Here is a 14,278-nt window from a genome sequence, read left to right on the forward strand (position 1 = left end):
TTTGACCATAAAAGAGAGCGAAGTATGACTGATTCACAAATCCGCATCGCGATTGCGGGTTCCGGTGGCCGCATGGGGCGCCAATTGATACAGGCCGTGCAGCAGGCACAGGGCGTGGTATTGGGGGCGGCACTGGAGCGCCCGGGTTCTAGCTTGATTGGCACCGATGCTGGTGAGCTAGCTGGCGTTGGCGCAGTAGGTGTCACCGTCAGCGATAACCTGGAAAAGGTTGTCAACGATTTCGATATCCTGATCGACTTCACCCGCCCAGAAGGCACCCTGGCCCATCTGGCGTTTTGCGTGGCCCACGGCAAAGCCATGGTGATTGGTACCACCGGCTTTGATGATGCGGGTAAAGCGGCTATTCAGGCCGCTGCGCAGCAGATTGGTATCGTGTTTGCCGCCAACTTCAGCGTGGGTGTCAACGTGGTGCTCAAGCTGTTGGAAAAAGCGGCCAAGGTGATGGGCGATTATACCGATATCGAAATTGTGGAAGCTCATCACCGCCACAAGGTAGATGCTCCTTCAGGAACGGCGTTAGCCATGGGCGAGGCGATTGCCGGTGCTTTGGGACGCGATCTGAAAGAGTGTGCGGTTTACGAGCGTGTGGGTTATACCGGCGAGCGCGATCCAAAGAGCATCGGCTTTGCCACCATTCGTGCCGGGGATATAGTGGGTGAACATACCGCCATGTTTGCCGATATTGGCGAGCGAGTAGAGATCACCCATAAAGCCTCAAGCCGGATGACGTTTGCCAATGGCGCGGTCCGTGCCGCATCCTGGATCTCAAACCAGCATAATGGGCTGTTTGATATGCGAGACGTGCTCGGTTTAGACCAGTTATAATTTATTGAACACCATCGTGATGTGGTTGTGTTGATCATAATGATATGATAATCGGACAATAATTTTATTGTCCTTTTTTTTAACATTGAAAATGATGGTTACGATTAATTTTAATGCTGTAATCTGTTTTTATTGACGTTATCCAGTCTTAATTCTGTTTTTTCCGTCATCTTTATTGCTCCCCACACCGATTTTAGCTGTTTTAAGCTTTTTTTTCTGTCACTGTGTCTCGCAACCGTTTACTCGGCCTAGTTTGCTGATGTTTTTGTGCCTGTGACCCCATTAAAACCCTGAGCTCAGCAAAAATAATGGAAAAAATGGCGCTTTATCTAGACAAGCGGGACGCTCATCATTAAAATGCGCCCAATTTGCCAAAAATTGGCCTTGAGGGCGGTTTTTGCATTGATTTAGGGCGTGAAATCTGAATTAATATGCAAATATTGTGATTGATTATTCCTCGGAGGGTGTTTTGATTAAGTCAGCGCTATTGGTTCTGGAAGACGGAACCCAATTCCACGGTCGGGCCATCGGGGCAGAAGGTACGGCAGTGGGGGAAGTGGTCTTCAATACCTCGATGACCGGTTATCAAGAAATCCTCACTGATCCTTCCTACTCCCGCCAGATCGTTACTCTTACTTATCCTCATATCGGCAATGTCGGCACCAATGATTCCGACGCAGAATCCTCCGCTGTTCATGCTCAAGGCCTTGTCATCCGCGACCTGCCACTGATTGCCAGCAACTACCGCAACGAAATGGGCCTGGCCGATTACCTCAAGCGTCACAATATCGTGGCGATTGCCGATATCGATACCCGCAAGCTGACCCGCCTGCTGCGTGAGAAAGGCGCACAGAACGGCTGCATCATCGCGGGCGACCTCACCGATGCCGAACTGGCGCTGCAGAAAGCCAAAGCTTTCCCTGGCCTGAAAGGCATGGACCTGGCGAAAGAGGTCACCACCAAAGAGGCTTACGCCTGGCAACAGGGGAGCTGGACGCTGGAAGGCGATTTGCCGGAGGCCAAACCTGCGGGCGAACTGCCTTACCATGTGGTGGCCTACGATTACGGCGCCAAGCGTAACATCCTGCGCATGCTGGTGGATCGCGGCTGCCGCCTTACCGTGGTGCCAGCGCAAACCCCTGCGGAAGATGTGCTGAAAATGAATCCAGACGGCATCTTCCTGTCCAACGGCCCTGGTGACCCAGAGCCTTGCGATTACGCCATCAGCGCCATCAAACGCTTCCTGGAAACCGATATCCCGGTATTTGGTATCTGCCTGGGCCACCAACTGTTGGCGTTGGCCAGCGGTGCCAAAACCATGAAGATGAAGCTTGGCCACCACGGCGGTAACCACCCGGTGAAGGATCTGGATAACAACACCGTGATGATCACCGCGCAGAACCATGGCTTTGCCGTTGATGAAAATAATCTGCCGAGCACGTTGCGGGTCACGCATAAATCCCTGTTCGACCACACGGTGCAGGGCATCCATCGTACCGATAAAGCCGCGTTCAGCTTCCAGGGGCACCCAGAAGCCAGCCCAGGCCCGCACGATGCCGCGCCGCTGTTCGATCACTTTATCGAACTGATTGAGACTTACCGTACCAACGCCAAATAATCAGGAGCCAGAAAAGCCATGCCAAAACGTACAGATATAAAAAGCATCCTGATCCTCGGCGCTGGCCCGATCGTTATCGGCCAGGCGTGTGAATTTGACTACTCTGGTGCCCAGGCGTGTAAGGCGCTGCGTGAAGAAGGTTACCGCGTCGTACTGGTCAACTCGAACCCGGCCACCATCATGACCGACCCCGAAATGGCCGATGCCACCTATATCGAGCCGATCCACTGGGAAGTGGTGCGTAAAATCATCGAGAAAGAGCGCCCGGATGCGGTGCTGCCAACCATGGGTGGGCAAACCGCACTGAACTGTGCGTTGGAGCTGGAACGGCAGGGCGTATTGGCCGAGTTCGGCGTTACCATGATCGGCGCTACCGCCGATGCCATCGATAAAGCTGAAGACCGCCGCCGTTTCGATATCGCCATGAAGAAAATTGGCCTGGACACGGCGCGTTCCGGCATTGCCCATAATATGGAAGAAGCGTTGGCGGTGGCAGCCGATGTGGGCTTCCCTTGCATTATCCGCCCGTCATTCACCATGGGCGGCACCGGTGGCGGTATCGCCTATAACCGTGAAGAGTTCGAAGAGATCTGCGAACGCGGTCTGGATCTGTCCCCGACCAAAGAGCTGCTGATTGACGAATCGCTGATCGGCTGGAAAGAGTATGAGATGGAGGTGGTGCGCGATAAGAATGACAACTGCATCATCGTCTGCTCGATCGAAAACATCGATGCCATGGGTATCCATACCGGTGACTCCATCACGGTGGCTCCAGCGCAAACGCTGACCGACAAAGAATACCAAATCATGCGTAACGCCTCGATGGCGGTACTGCGTGAGATCGGCGTGGAAACCGGCGGCTCCAACGTGCAGTTCTCGGTGAACCCGAAAACCGGCCGCCTGATCGTGATTGAAATGAATCCACGCGTATCCCGTTCATCGGCGCTGGCCTCGAAAGCCACCGGCTTCCCGATTGCCAAGATCGCCGCCAAGCTGGCGGTGGGCTACACCCTCGATGAGCTGATGAATGACATCACCGGTGGCCGTACGCCAGCCTCCTTTGAACCTTCCATTGACTACGTCGTCACCAAAATCCCGCGCTTCAACTTCGAGAAGTTTGCCGGAGCCAACGATCGCCTGACCACCCAGATGAAGTCGGTCGGCGAAGTGATGGCAATTGGCCGCACCCAGCAAGAGTCGTTGCAGAAAGCGCTACGCGGCCTGGAAGTGGGTGCGACCGGGTTCGATCCGAAAGTGAGCCTGGACGATCCGGAAGCCTTGACCAAGATCCGCCGTGAGCTGAAAGACGCCGGTTCAGATCGCATCTGGTATATCGCCGATGCTTTCCGCGCCGGTCTGTCCGTCGATGGCGTGTTCAACCTGACCAACATCGACCGCTGGTTCCTGGTGCAGATTGAAGAGCTGGTGCGTCTGGAAGAGCAGGTTGCCGAAGCGGGCATCAACGGCCTGAACGCTGATTTCCTGCGTACGCTCAAGCGTAAAGGTTTTGCCGATGCGCGCCTGGCCAAGCTGGCTGGCGTAGCGGAAAGCGAAATCCGCAAGCTGCGCCACAGCTTCAACATGCACCCGGTCTACAAGCGTGTGGATACCTGTGCGGCAGAGTTTGCGACCGACACCGCCTACATGTATTCCACCTACGAAGACGAGTGTGAATCCAACCCGACCAACGATCGTCCGAAAATCATGATCCTGGGCGGTGGCCCGAACCGTATCGGCCAGGGCATCGAGTTCGACTATTGCTGCGTACATGCTTCGCTGGCGCTGCGCGAAGACGGCTACGAGACCATCATGGTCAACTGTAACCCGGAAACCGTCTCTACCGACTACGACACCTCGGATCGCTTGTATTTCGAACCGGTGACGCTGGAAGACGTGCTGGAAATCGTGCGCATCGAGAAACCAAAAGGCGTGATCGTGCAGTACGGCGGGCAAACCCCGTTGAAACTGGCGCGTGAGCTGGAAGCGGCAGGCGTGCCGATTATCGGCACCAGCCCGGATGCGATTGACCGTGCCGAAGACCGTGAACGCTTCCAGCAGGCGGTTAACCGCTTGGGCCTGAAGCAGCCTGCCAACGCCACCGTGGCAACCATCGAGCAGGCGGTTGAGAAAGCGGCCGGTATCGGTTATCCGTTGGTAGTTCGCCCATCCTACGTACTGGGTGGCCGTGCGATGGAGATCGTTTATGACGACATCGACCTGCGCCGTTACTTCCAGAACGCAGTCAGCGTGTCCAACGATGCGCCCGTGCTGCTGGACCGCTTCCTGGACGACGCAGTAGAAGTGGATGTGGATGCTATCTGTGACGGCGAGCGCGTGCTGATCGGTGGCATTATGGAGCATATCGAACAGGCTGGTGTCCACTCCGGTGACTCCGCTTGTTCACTGCCAGCCTACACGCTGAGCAAAGATATCCAGGATGTGATGCGCCAGCAGGTTGAAAAACTGGCGTTTGAACTGCAGGTCCGTGGCCTGATGAACGTGCAGTTTGCGGTGAAGAACAACGAAGTCTACCTGATCGAAGTGAACCCACGTGCCGCGCGTACCGTACCGTTCGTTTCCAAGGCCACCGGCGTCGCGCTGGCAAAAGTGGCGGCGCGTGTGATGGCCGGTAAATCACTGGCCGAACAAGGCGTGACTGAAGAGGTCATCCCGCCGTACTACTCGGTCAAGGAAGTGGTGCTACCGTTCAACAAGTTCCCAGGCGTTGATCCGATCCTCGGGCCAGAAATGCGCTCGACCGGTGAAGTGATGGGCGTTGGTCGCACCTTCGCCGAAGCCTTCTCCAAGGCGATGTTGGGCAGTAATTCCGGCATGAAGAAAGGCCGTGCGCTGCTGTCGGTGCGCAGTGGGGACAAGGCTCGCGTTGTGGATTTGGCTGCCAGCCTGCTCAAACAGGGCTTTGAACTGGATGCCACCCACGGCACCGCAGTGGTGCTGGGCGAAGCGGGGATTAACCCGCGCCTGGTCAACAAGGTGCATGAAGGGCGTCCGCACATTCAGGATCGCATCAAGAACGGCGAGTACACCTACATCGTGAATACCACGGCGGGGCGTCAGGCGATTGAAGACTCCAAGCTCATCCGCCGCAGTGCGCTGCAGTATAAAGTGCACTACGACACCACGATGAACGGTGGTTTTGCCACCTCGATGGCGATGAAGGCCGATCCAACCGAGCAGGTGACTTCGGTGCAGGAACTACACGCACGTATCACCAAGTAAGTTAATAACTTGGTTGCCACTGAGGCGCTGCTTTTGCAGCGCCTTTTTTGTTGCCGCAGCAACCCAAAGGTTGCGGTTTGCGGCTTGTGCTGATTTTGTGGGGGTGCGTCATATTTTTGGGATGACAAATTTGATATCCCATTATCTTTATCTATTTTTAATGGTGATTACTGTTATTTTCTGTTGTGAAACAGGCCTGTTCAATAAGGTGTCATCATGCTCAACAAACACGAGAATATCCTGCAGATCACCCATCTTAGCCAGGAAGGGATTGCTCAACTGGCTCCTTCATTCAACACGCTTCCCCACACCCAGCATGCGGATGGCAAGTACCGCCTGCGGCGTTATTCCGTCCTGCGTTTTCAGCAAGGCTTGGTGGTAGAGACGGGCAAACATGAGTTTGTACAGTCTGAGGATATCAACCATTTTCAGGGCAATATCGTCCGCCAATTCGAACCGCTCTTGACCACGACCTGGCAAAATGAGGGGATGCGCGAAATGTGCGAGGTCTTTGTTAATAGCAATGACCTACCGGACAACCAGGAGATAGAGATCCACCAAATCCGCATTACCACCACTTATGTTGAAACTCAGGTGGCACCGGAAGGTATCCATCGCGATGGTTTTGATCACATCGCGATAGTCGGTATCGACAGGCATAACATTGTCGGCGGGGATATCCTGCTCTATAACAGCAATCGCGAAGAGCCATTTTTCCGTAAGGTGTTGGAAAATGGCGAAGTTGCCATGATTGCAGACAGTAAGTTGTGGCATAACGCCTGCCCAATCCGTGCCGTCGAGACAGATAAAGAAGGGCATATGGATGTTTTTGTTCTGACAGCGAGGGTGGCATGAAATTTACGCCTGAACAAAGCCGGATGCAATTTAGCGCTCTGGGTCAGCTGTATCAAGGAAAAAGCGTGGTGTTCTTTGATGGCCCCGGTGGCTCACAGGTCCCGCGCACGGTGTTAGACAAGATGGTCGATTATTTGGGCCACCATAATGCCAACCTGGGGGGACACTATTTTTCCAGTAAAGCCACTGAGCAAGTGATGTTACAAGCCAGAGAGTCTGTTCGGGCCTTCTTGAATGCCGGTTCGGCTGACAATATTGTCTTTGGCGCCAACATGACCTCACTGACTTTTCAACTGAGCCGCGCTATCAGCCGGGAGTGGCAAGCGGGGGATGAGGTGATCGTCACCGCTCTGGATCACTATGCGAACGTTTCGAGCTGGCAACAGGCCGCTGCCGATAAACAGGTCGTTGTTCATCAGGCCCCGGTTAATGAGCAGGATTGTACGTTAGACGTCGATAAACTTTGTGCGCTTATTAACGCCAAAACCCGATTGGTGGCTGTTACCTATGCGTCAAATACCACAGGTTCGATCGTGGATTTAAAGCGTATCGTTGAGGCGGCGCACCAGGTAGGCGCTTTGGTTTATGTAGATGCTGTGCACTATGCTCCACACCGTCTGATTGATGTTCAGGCGTTGGGTTGCGACATACTCCTGTGTTCCGCGTATAAGTTTTTTGGCCCACACGTCGGGATTGCCTATCTGGCTACGCCGTGGTTACAAACGTTACGTCCTTACAAGGTCGAGCCGGCCACCGATCTTGGCCCTGGGCGTTTCGAGACGGGAACTCAGAGTTTTGAAGGGCTTGCGGGAGTGACTGCTGCGATCGAATACCTGGCTCAGTGGGGAGAACCCGGTGCGCCGTTGCGCCAGCGCTTGCAAGACAGCTTTAGCCAACTCAGCCAGCATGAAGAAGCGCTCAGCGCTTATTTCCTGGAAAAACTACGGCAAGTGAAGGGGGCGCGCTTGTACGGTATCGATCGGCCCGATGCCAACCGCCGGACCCCGACTTTTGCCGTGACGTTTGCGCCCGGGCTGCCTGAAGAGGTTGCCAGGGCACTGGGAGAGCACAATATTTGTGTCGGCAACGGGCATTTTTATGCGCTGGGGCTGGTCCGCCAACTGGGTCTGGAGCAACGTGGCGGTGTCGTGCGGATCGGATTAATGCACTACAACACCCACCAGGAAATTGACCGTTTGTTTGAGATTATCAACACGTTGAATCAGTCACTGCCGTAAGCCGGTGATGCCATATCGCCCCCATATCCTGATGATCAGGGATGGGGGCATCGTGGGCCAGCAAGTTTTCATGCCAGTAATGGCGACACTATGACTGGTATATACTCGTTGTATGAAACGCAACAACGAGAAGCGCATGATCCTGATTATTTACGCCCATCCCTATCCTCGGCATTCTCATGCCAACCAACGGTTGCTACAGGCGGTAAAAGACATTCCCGGCGTGGAAGTTCGTGCACTGTATGAACTGTATCCGGATTTTAATATCGATATCAACGCCGAACAGCGGGCGTTGGAACGGGCCGATATGGTGGTTTTACAGCATCCGATGCAGTGGTATAGCCTGCCGCCGTTGCTGAAACTGTGGATCGACAAAGTGCTGGAGCATGGCTGGGCCTATGGCCACGAGGGCAACGCCCTGGTGGGGAAAGACTGCCTATGGGCGGTCACCAGCGGCGGAGATGAGCAGCATTTCGCGTTGGGCGATTACCCCAACTTTGCCGCACTGGGCCAGCCGCTGCAGGCCACAGCGATTTACTGCGGTATGAAGTGGCAACCGTATTTTGCCGTGCACAACACCTTTACCTGTAACGAACCGGCCTTGATCGCCGCTGGAGAAGCCTATCGCCAGCGGCTGGTGCAGTATCTGATGGAACACAGTGATCCAGCAGCAGAGCAGGAGTCCGTGCATGGATAACCACTCGATGATGATTGAAGGGCTGATCTATCTGGGATCGGCCGGACTGTTGGTGCCGATTGCCGTACGCCTGGGATTGGGATCGGTACTTGGCTACCTGATTGCGGGCTGTGTCATTGGCCCCTGGGGGTTGAAACTGGTTTCCGATCCCGAGTCGATACTGACCTTTGCCGAAATCGGCGTGGTATTGATGCTGTTTATCATCGGGCTGGAGCTGGATCCCCGGCGGTTGTGGACGCTGCGGGCAGCGGTCTTTGGCGGTGGGAGCATCCAGATGGTGGGATGCGGTCTGGTGCTGAGCGCCTTCTGCTATTTCCTCGGCCTGAATTGGCAGGTGGCCTTGCTGATTGGCTTGACGTTGGCTCTCTCCTCTACGGCGATCGCCATGCAGGCGATGAGTGAGCGTAACCTGACGCCTTCGCCGATTGGCCGCAGCTCGTTTGCGGTGCTGTTGTTCCAGGATATTGCCGCCATTCCCTTGGTGGCGATGATCCCACTGCTAGCCAGCAGCGGTGCGGCTACCACGCTGGGTGCCTTTGTGTTTTCTGCTGCCAAGGTGGTGGGGGCGCTGGCGGTCGTGGTGTTACTGGGGCGCTATGTGACCCGGCCCTTGCTGCACTTTGTGGCGCGTTCCGGCATGCGTGAAGTCTTTAGCGCCGTGGCGCTGTTCCTGGTGTTTGGCTTTGGCATTCTGCTGGAGATGGCTGGGCTATCGATGGCGATGGGAGCCTTTCTGGCTGGCGTGTTGCTGGCCAGTTCCGAATACCGCCATGCGCTGGAAAGCGATATTCAGCCATTTAAAGGCCTGCTGCTTGGGCTGTTCTTTATCGGCGTGGGGATGTCAATCGACTTTGGCACGCTGTTCCATCATCCGTTGCTGATTGCCTCGCTGTTACTGGGTTTTATGCTGCTGAAGGCGGCACTGTTGTGGCTGGTTGCGCCAATGCTTGGGGTACCCAAGCGCCAGCGCGGGCTATTCGCCATTTTGCTGGGGCAGGGCAGTGAGTTTGCCTTTGTGATCTTTGCTGCGGCACAGATGGCCGGTGTATTACCGCTCGAATGGGCTAAATCGCTGACGTTGGCCGTTGCACTTTCGATGGCCGCTACGCCATTGCTGCTGGTGGTTGCCGCTCGCCTGGCCAAGAATGCCCCACAGGACGAACGCCCGGCAGACGTGATCGACGAAGAGAATGCCAGCGTGATCATCGCCGGTTTTGGCCGTTTTGGCCAGATCGCCGGCCGTATGCTGCTGGCTAACGGCGTGCATACCGTGGTGTTGGATCACGATCCGGACCATATCGAAACGCTGCGCAAATTTGGTACCAAGGTGTTCTATGGCGATGCGACGCGAGCCGATCTGTTGGAAGCCGCGGGGGCAGAACATGCCAAAATCCTGATTAACGCCATCGACGATGTGGAAGCCAACCTGCAACTGACGGCGTTGGTCAAACGCCATTTCCCGCACCTGAAAGTGGTGGCGCGTGCCCGCGATGTGGATCACTGGTATCAACTGCGGCAGTTAGGGGTGGAGAAACCCGCACGGGAAACCTTTGAAAGCTCGTTGCTGATCGGCAGAGAAACTCTCGAGCTGCTGGGGCTGGACGCCTACGAAGCCCGTGAAAAGGCGGATACCTTCCGGCGTTATAACCTGAAGATGCTGGAGGATACGTTGGAGAACTACGAAGACACCGAGTTCCGGGTCGCCAGCCTGCAACGGGCTAAAGAAATGCTGTCGTCGGCCATCGAGCAAGATCAGAAGCGCCTATCTCACGTGCAGCAAAACGGCTGGCGCGGCAGTATTGATGGCAAAGCACCGGAGGAAGAGGTGGTAGAGGCGAAAGGGTAATAGCTTGGCGAGGGTTTTACCCTCGCCGATTTTTCAGCTCAGCGCGACTTTGATACCCAAGGCGATTAACATCCCACCCAACAGCTTATCGACCACCTTCTGGGTCTTTTCCAGCCCACGGCGCACCGGCCCGCTTTGGATCAAAAACACCAGCACCGGCCACCAAACGGCGGAAAGGCCGAAAATAATTCCGGCGTACCACAGCTTTTCACCCAGGCCGGAGTTGATTTGCAGTACCTGGGTAAACACCGCCAGGAAGAACAGCGTGGCTTTCGGGTTGAGCAGATTACACAGGTACCCTTGTACAAAGGCGCTTTTCAGGCTGACCTGCTGTTGAGGCAGGCTGCTGACGTTCATCTTGCTGCCCCCGCGTGATAACAGGGCTTGAATGCCAACCCATATCAGGTACACCGCGCCAGCGTATTTCAGCACGTTGAATAACCACGGCGTGGTGGTGATCACCACCGCCAGGCCCGCGACACAGTAAGACATATGAGTTGCCACGCCGCAGATCACGCCGAACGCGGTCATCATTGCTGCCAGGCGCGGATAGCGCGCCGCATTTTTAATCACCAGAAAAAAGTCTGGCCCGGGGGAAAGCATGCCGAGTGTGGCAATACCGGCGACAAACAATGAGGTTTCAAGCATGAGCGAGTCTCTGAAAAAGGCCTAATTCTGCTGATAATAACGCCACTCCTCCTGACGTGCATCAACCTATTACACTAATCTCTGGTTATATGATGGGGCTTCATTAAGAGGAAGTGATTGAGCGATATGAAAAAGGAATTAACCGCAGAGCTACCCGGTGTAAACCAGCAACAGCGTGAAATCACCCGTCTGTGTATTCAGTGTGCGTTGCTGTTGCTACAGCACGGGGCGGAAAGCATGGTGGTGGAACAACTCTCGACTCGCCTGGGTCTGGCGCTTGGTATGGATAGTGTAGAAAGCTCCATCTCGGCTAACGCCGTGGTGCTGACCACCATCAGCAATGAAGCCTGCCTGACCACCACGCGGAAGAACGTCGATCGCGGGATCAACATGCAAATGGTGACCGAGGTCCAGCACATTGTGATCCTGGCGGAACACCATTTGGCCGACGTCCATGACGTGGCTCGGCGCTTTGAAAAGATCCGCCCGCTACGCTACCCGCGTTGGCTGGTGGTGCTGATGGTGGGGTTGTCCTGTGGCTGTTTCAGCATGCTTAACGGCGGTGGGCCAGATGCTTTTGCGGTCACCTTTATGGCCAGCGGCCTGGCGATGTTTGTGCGCCAGATGCTGACCGCTCGCCATATGAATCCGCTGATCAACTTTTGCCTGACGGCCTTTGTAGCTACGTCGGTCTCCGGCCTGCTGTTGCGTGTGCCGTTTTTCCACCAGACCTCCAGCGTGGCGATGGCGGCCAGCGTGCTGTTGCTGGTGCCTGGTTTCCCGCTGATCAACGCGGTAGCCGATATGTTTAAAGGCCACGTGAATACCGGTCTGGCCCGCTGGGCGATGGCCAGTTTGCTGACGTTGGCAACCTGCATCGGCGTGGTGATGGCGATGTCACTGTGGGATTTGCGGGGGTGGTCATGAGCCTGCTGTGGGCGCTGTTACAGGACATGCTGTTGGCGGCGGTACCTGCGCTCGGCTTTGCCATGGTGTTCAATGTGCCGGTACGAGCGTTGCGCTATTGTGCCTTGCTCGGGGCGTTGGGGCACGGATCGCGGATGCTGCTGATGCATTTTGGCATGAATATCGAGTGGGGTTCGTTCCTGGCCGCCATTCTGATCGGCATCATCGGCATTTATTGGTCACGCTGGCTGCTGGCGCATCCCAAGGTGTTCACCGTTGCGGCGGTGATCCCGATGTTCCCCGGTATTTCAGCCTATACCGCGATGATCAGCGTGGTGGAAATTTCGCATTTGGGCTACAGCGAAGCCCTGATGTCGGTGATGATCTCCAACTTCCTCAAGGCCTGTTTTATTGTGGGAGCCTTGTCGATCGGCCTGTCGGTACCGGGTCTGTGGCTGTATCGTAAACGTCCCGGCGTTTAGGGATTTTTCTAAGGATCTGGGATTATTAGAGTTTATCTTCAGAGCCGTCCGATATATGAGTATCGCTCGATTCGTCTATCGACGGTGGCCGGGGCTTTACGTATAGTGTGAGCAATTTTGCTGCCTATACAGGGTTAAACAATGATTATCAGCCTGATTGCTGCTTTGGCGGCGGATCGCGTTATTGGTATGGAAAATGCCATGCCGTGGCACCTGCCGGAGGATTTGGCGTGGTTTAAACGTAACACGCTAAACAAACCGGTGATTATGGGCCGTAAGACCTTTGAGTCGATTGGCCGCCCATTGCCGGGCCGTCATAATATCGTATTAAGCAGCCAGCCGGGTAAAGAACCTGGCGTGACCTGGGTAACGTCGCTGGAGGAGGCTTTGGCTGCGGCTGGCGAGGTGGAGGAAGTGATGGTGATGGGCGGTGGCAGCATTTATAGCCAGTTCCTGCCACGGGCTTCCCGAATGTATCTGACGCATATCGATGCTGAAGTAGGCGGAGATACCTACTTCCCGGATTACGAGCCAGACGAATGGGAAACCTCATTCAGCGCCTTCCACGATGCGGACGCACTGAACTCGCACGGCTACTGTTTTGAGATTCTGGAACGCCGCTAAGGCGGGTTAGCTATCAAATGGGCACCCTTGGGTGCCCATTGTCGTTTTAAGAAGCCGCCAGCGTATCCGCGCCGTCTATCGCATCACGGCGGTTGCTTGGCTGGGTAAAGTAGCGCTTGTCTTCCCAACGTAGCAGGGTCAAATCCCCACCCCAACAGCAGCCGGTATCCAGACCGATGATGCCTTCCGGCGTGCCTCTGCCCTCCAGTGAAGCCCAGTGACCGAAGATGATACTGTACTCGGGATCGACCAGACGCGGCAGATCAAACCAGGGTTTCAGCGGAGCGGGAGCGGTGCCCGGCGCATCTTTGCAGATCATGTCCAACTGGCCGTTAGGGAAGCAATAGCGCATGCGGGTCAAGGCATTGGTGCTAAAGCGTAGGCGTGCAAGCCCACTCAGCTCTGGGCTCCAGTTGTTGGGCATATCGCCGTACATCGCATCCAGAAATAACGGATAACTGTCGCTGCTGAGTACCGCTTCCACTTCACGGGCACACATCTGTGCGGTCTCGATATCCCACTGTGGGGTAATGCCGGCGTGGCCCATGATCAGTTTGCGTTCATCATCCACCTGTAGCACTGGTTGGCGACGCAGCCAGTTGATCAACTCGTCAGCATCAGGTGCTTCGAGCAAGGGGGTAATGCGGTCTTTGGGTTTGTTACGGCTGATACCGGCGTACACCGCCAGCAGGTGCAGGTCATGGTTACCCAGAACCATGCGCAATGCCGGGCCGAGAGAGCGGAGGTAGCGCAGCACTTCGAGCGAGCCAGGGCCACGGGCGACCAGGTCGCCAGTCAGCCACAGTTGGTCTTGCAGGGGATCGAAATCAACCTGAGCTAATAGCGACTGCAGTTCATCGAAACAGCCATGAACGTCGCCGATAAGATATGTCGACATATTAGTGGATCAGCGTAGGGATGGCTAAACGGAACACCGGAATGGCGGTACGGAATGGCTGACCCTGCTGATCAACCATTTCATAGTGGCCTTCCATGGTGCCCAGCGGGGTTTCGAGTATCGCACCGCTGGTATATTGGAACTCGCTGCCGGGCCGGATAATGGGCTGTTCACCGATCACCCCCTCGCCCTGAACCTCGGTTTGGCGGCCGTTGCTGTTGGTGATCAGCCAGTAACGGCCCAGCAGTTGCACGTCAAAGCGCCCCAGATTACGGATGGTAACGGTATACGCGAAGACGTAACGTTCTTCCTCAGGAATCGATTGTGATTCTACATACACACTCTGTACCTGCACACATACACGGGGCGAATCAATCATG

At 55.5% G+C, this 14,278-nt stretch carries 13 protein-coding genes; 10 read left to right on the top strand and 3 right to left on the bottom strand.

Annotation, left to right across the window (positions count from 1 at the left end; genetic code table 11):
* Window positions 1–24: 24 nt before the first annotated feature.
* The 7 genes from dapB (at window position 25) to kefC (ending at window position 10,340) form a co-directional block, all read left to right on the top strand.
* Window positions 25–846 carry a 4-hydroxy-tetrahydrodipicolinate reductase gene (gene dapB, locus KGP17_RS03625; protein WP_166734066.1) on the top strand — a complete coding sequence of 274 codons (822 nt, stop codon included), beginning with the start codon at window positions 25–27 and terminating at the stop codon, window positions 844–846.
* 469 nt (window positions 847–1,315) lie between these two features.
* On the top strand, window positions 1,316–2,464 hold the full coding sequence (gene carA / locus KGP17_RS03630; RefSeq protein ID WP_223498870.1) for a glutamine-hydrolyzing carbamoyl-phosphate synthase small subunit: 1,149 nt from the start codon (window positions 1,316–1,318) through the stop codon (window positions 2,462–2,464).
* Between the two features lie 18 nt (window positions 2,465–2,482).
* Window positions 2,483–5,704 (top strand): carbamoyl-phosphate synthase large subunit, encoded by a 3,222-nt coding sequence (carB, locus tag KGP17_RS03635; protein WP_209528872.1) that lies wholly within the window; start codon window positions 2,483–2,485, stop codon window positions 5,702–5,704.
* A 216-nt stretch (window positions 5,705–5,920) separates the two neighbouring features.
* On the top strand, window positions 5,921–6,559 hold the full coding sequence (locus tag KGP17_RS03640) for a 2OG-Fe dioxygenase family protein (RefSeq protein ID WP_071682153.1): 639 nt from the start codon (window positions 5,921–5,923) through the stop codon (window positions 6,557–6,559).
* Window positions 6,556–7,797 carry a cysteine desulfurase-like protein gene (locus KGP17_RS03645; protein ID WP_223498871.1) on the top strand — a complete coding sequence of 414 codons (1,242 nt, stop codon included), beginning with the start codon at window positions 6,556–6,558 and terminating at the stop codon, window positions 7,795–7,797. The genes KGP17_RS03640 and KGP17_RS03645 overlap by 4 nt, the downstream gene beginning before the upstream one ends.
* A gap of 136 nt (window positions 7,798–7,933) precedes the next feature.
* The gene (gene kefF / locus KGP17_RS03650; RefSeq protein ID WP_059201950.1) at window positions 7,934–8,494 is read left to right on the top strand and encodes a glutathione-regulated potassium-efflux system oxidoreductase KefF; all 561 of its coding nucleotides are present in this window, start codon (window positions 7,934–7,936) and stop codon (window positions 8,492–8,494) included.
* Window positions 8,487–10,340 carry a glutathione-regulated potassium-efflux system protein KefC gene (kefC, locus tag KGP17_RS03655; RefSeq protein WP_021179268.1) on the top strand — a complete coding sequence of 618 codons (1,854 nt, stop codon included), beginning with the start codon at window positions 8,487–8,489 and terminating at the stop codon, window positions 10,338–10,340. The genes kefF and kefC overlap by 8 nt, the downstream gene beginning before the upstream one ends.
* A 33-nt stretch (window positions 10,341–10,373) precedes the next feature.
* Here the strand turns inward: kefC and KGP17_RS03660 are convergent, their stop codons facing one another.
* Window positions 10,374–10,988, bottom strand: a complete 615-nt coding sequence (locus KGP17_RS03660; protein ID WP_021179269.1) for a LysE family translocator — start codon at window positions 10,986–10,988, stop codon at window positions 10,374–10,376.
* Window positions 10,989–11,114: 126 nt separating this feature from the next.
* Between KGP17_RS03660 and KGP17_RS03665 the strand changes: the two genes are divergently transcribed.
* The 3 genes from KGP17_RS03665 (at window position 11,115) to folA (ending at window position 13,000) form a co-directional block, all read left to right on the top strand.
* On the top strand, window positions 11,115–11,915 hold the full coding sequence (locus KGP17_RS03665) for a threonine/serine exporter ThrE family protein (protein WP_039995480.1): 801 nt from the start codon (window positions 11,115–11,117) through the stop codon (window positions 11,913–11,915).
* Window positions 11,912–12,376, top strand: a complete 465-nt coding sequence (locus KGP17_RS03670) for a threonine/serine exporter (protein ID WP_021179271.1) — start codon at window positions 11,912–11,914, stop codon at window positions 12,374–12,376. The genes KGP17_RS03665 and KGP17_RS03670 overlap by 4 nt, the downstream gene beginning before the upstream one ends.
* A 141-nt stretch (window positions 12,377–12,517) precedes the next feature.
* Window positions 12,518–13,000, top strand: coding sequence for a type 3 dihydrofolate reductase (gene folA / locus KGP17_RS03675; RefSeq protein WP_024483559.1), 483 nt, complete (start codon window positions 12,518–12,520; stop codon window positions 12,998–13,000).
* A gap of 46 nt (window positions 13,001–13,046) precedes the next feature.
* On the opposite strand, the gene apaH is transcribed toward folA, so the two are convergent.
* Together apaH and apaG are read right to left on the bottom strand one after the other, a co-directional pair.
* Window positions 13,047–13,898: a bis(5'-nucleosyl)-tetraphosphatase (symmetrical) ApaH gene (apaH, locus tag KGP17_RS03680; RefSeq protein WP_223498872.1), complete on the bottom strand. Its 852-nt coding sequence runs from the start codon at window positions 13,896–13,898 to the stop codon at window positions 13,047–13,049.
* A 1-nt stretch (window position 13,899) separates the two neighbouring features.
* Window positions 13,900–14,277, bottom strand: coding sequence for a Co2+/Mg2+ efflux protein ApaG (gene apaG / locus KGP17_RS03685; protein ID WP_039995481.1), 378 nt, complete (start codon window positions 14,275–14,277; stop codon window positions 13,900–13,902).
* Window position 14,278: the final 1 nt, after the last annotated feature.

The sequence above is a fragment of the Serratia sp. JSRIV001 genome (genome assembly GCF_019968745.1).
Taxonomy (GTDB): domain Bacteria; phylum Pseudomonadota; class Gammaproteobacteria; order Enterobacterales; family Enterobacteriaceae; genus Chania; species Chania fonticola_B.

Coding starts and splice junctions, on each gene's coding strand:
- dapB (WP_166734066.1), top strand. CDS start 25: ATGACTGATTCACAAATCCGCATCGCGATTGCGGGTTCCGGTGGCCGC.
- carB (WP_209528872.1), top strand. CDS start 2,483: ATGCCAAAACGTACAGATATAAAAAGCATCCTGATCCTCGGCGCTGGC.
- KGP17_RS03640 (WP_071682153.1), top strand. CDS start 5,921: ATGCTCAACAAACACGAGAATATCCTGCAGATCACCCATCTTAGCCAG.
- KGP17_RS03645 (WP_223498871.1), top strand. CDS start 6,556: ATGAAATTTACGCCTGAACAAAGCCGGATGCAATTTAGCGCTCTGGGT.
- kefF (WP_059201950.1), top strand. CDS start 7,934: ATGATCCTGATTATTTACGCCCATCCCTATCCTCGGCATTCTCATGCC.
- kefC (WP_021179268.1), top strand. CDS start 8,487: ATGGATAACCACTCGATGATGATTGAAGGGCTGATCTATCTGGGATCG.
- KGP17_RS03660 (WP_021179269.1), bottom strand. CDS start 10,988: ATGCTTGAAACCTCATTGTTTGTCGCCGGTATTGCCACACTCGGCATG.
- KGP17_RS03665 (WP_039995480.1), top strand. CDS start 11,115: ATGAAAAAGGAATTAACCGCAGAGCTACCCGGTGTAAACCAGCAACAG.
- KGP17_RS03670 (WP_021179271.1), top strand. CDS start 11,912: ATGAGCCTGCTGTGGGCGCTGTTACAGGACATGCTGTTGGCGGCGGTA.
- folA (WP_024483559.1), top strand. CDS start 12,518: ATGATTATCAGCCTGATTGCTGCTTTGGCGGCGGATCGCGTTATTGGT.
- apaH (WP_223498872.1), bottom strand. CDS start 13,898: ATGTCGACATATCTTATCGGCGACGTTCATGGCTGTTTCGATGAACTG.
- apaG (WP_039995481.1), bottom strand. CDS start 14,277: ATGATTGATTCGCCCCGTGTATGTGTGCAGGTACAGAGTGTGTATGTA.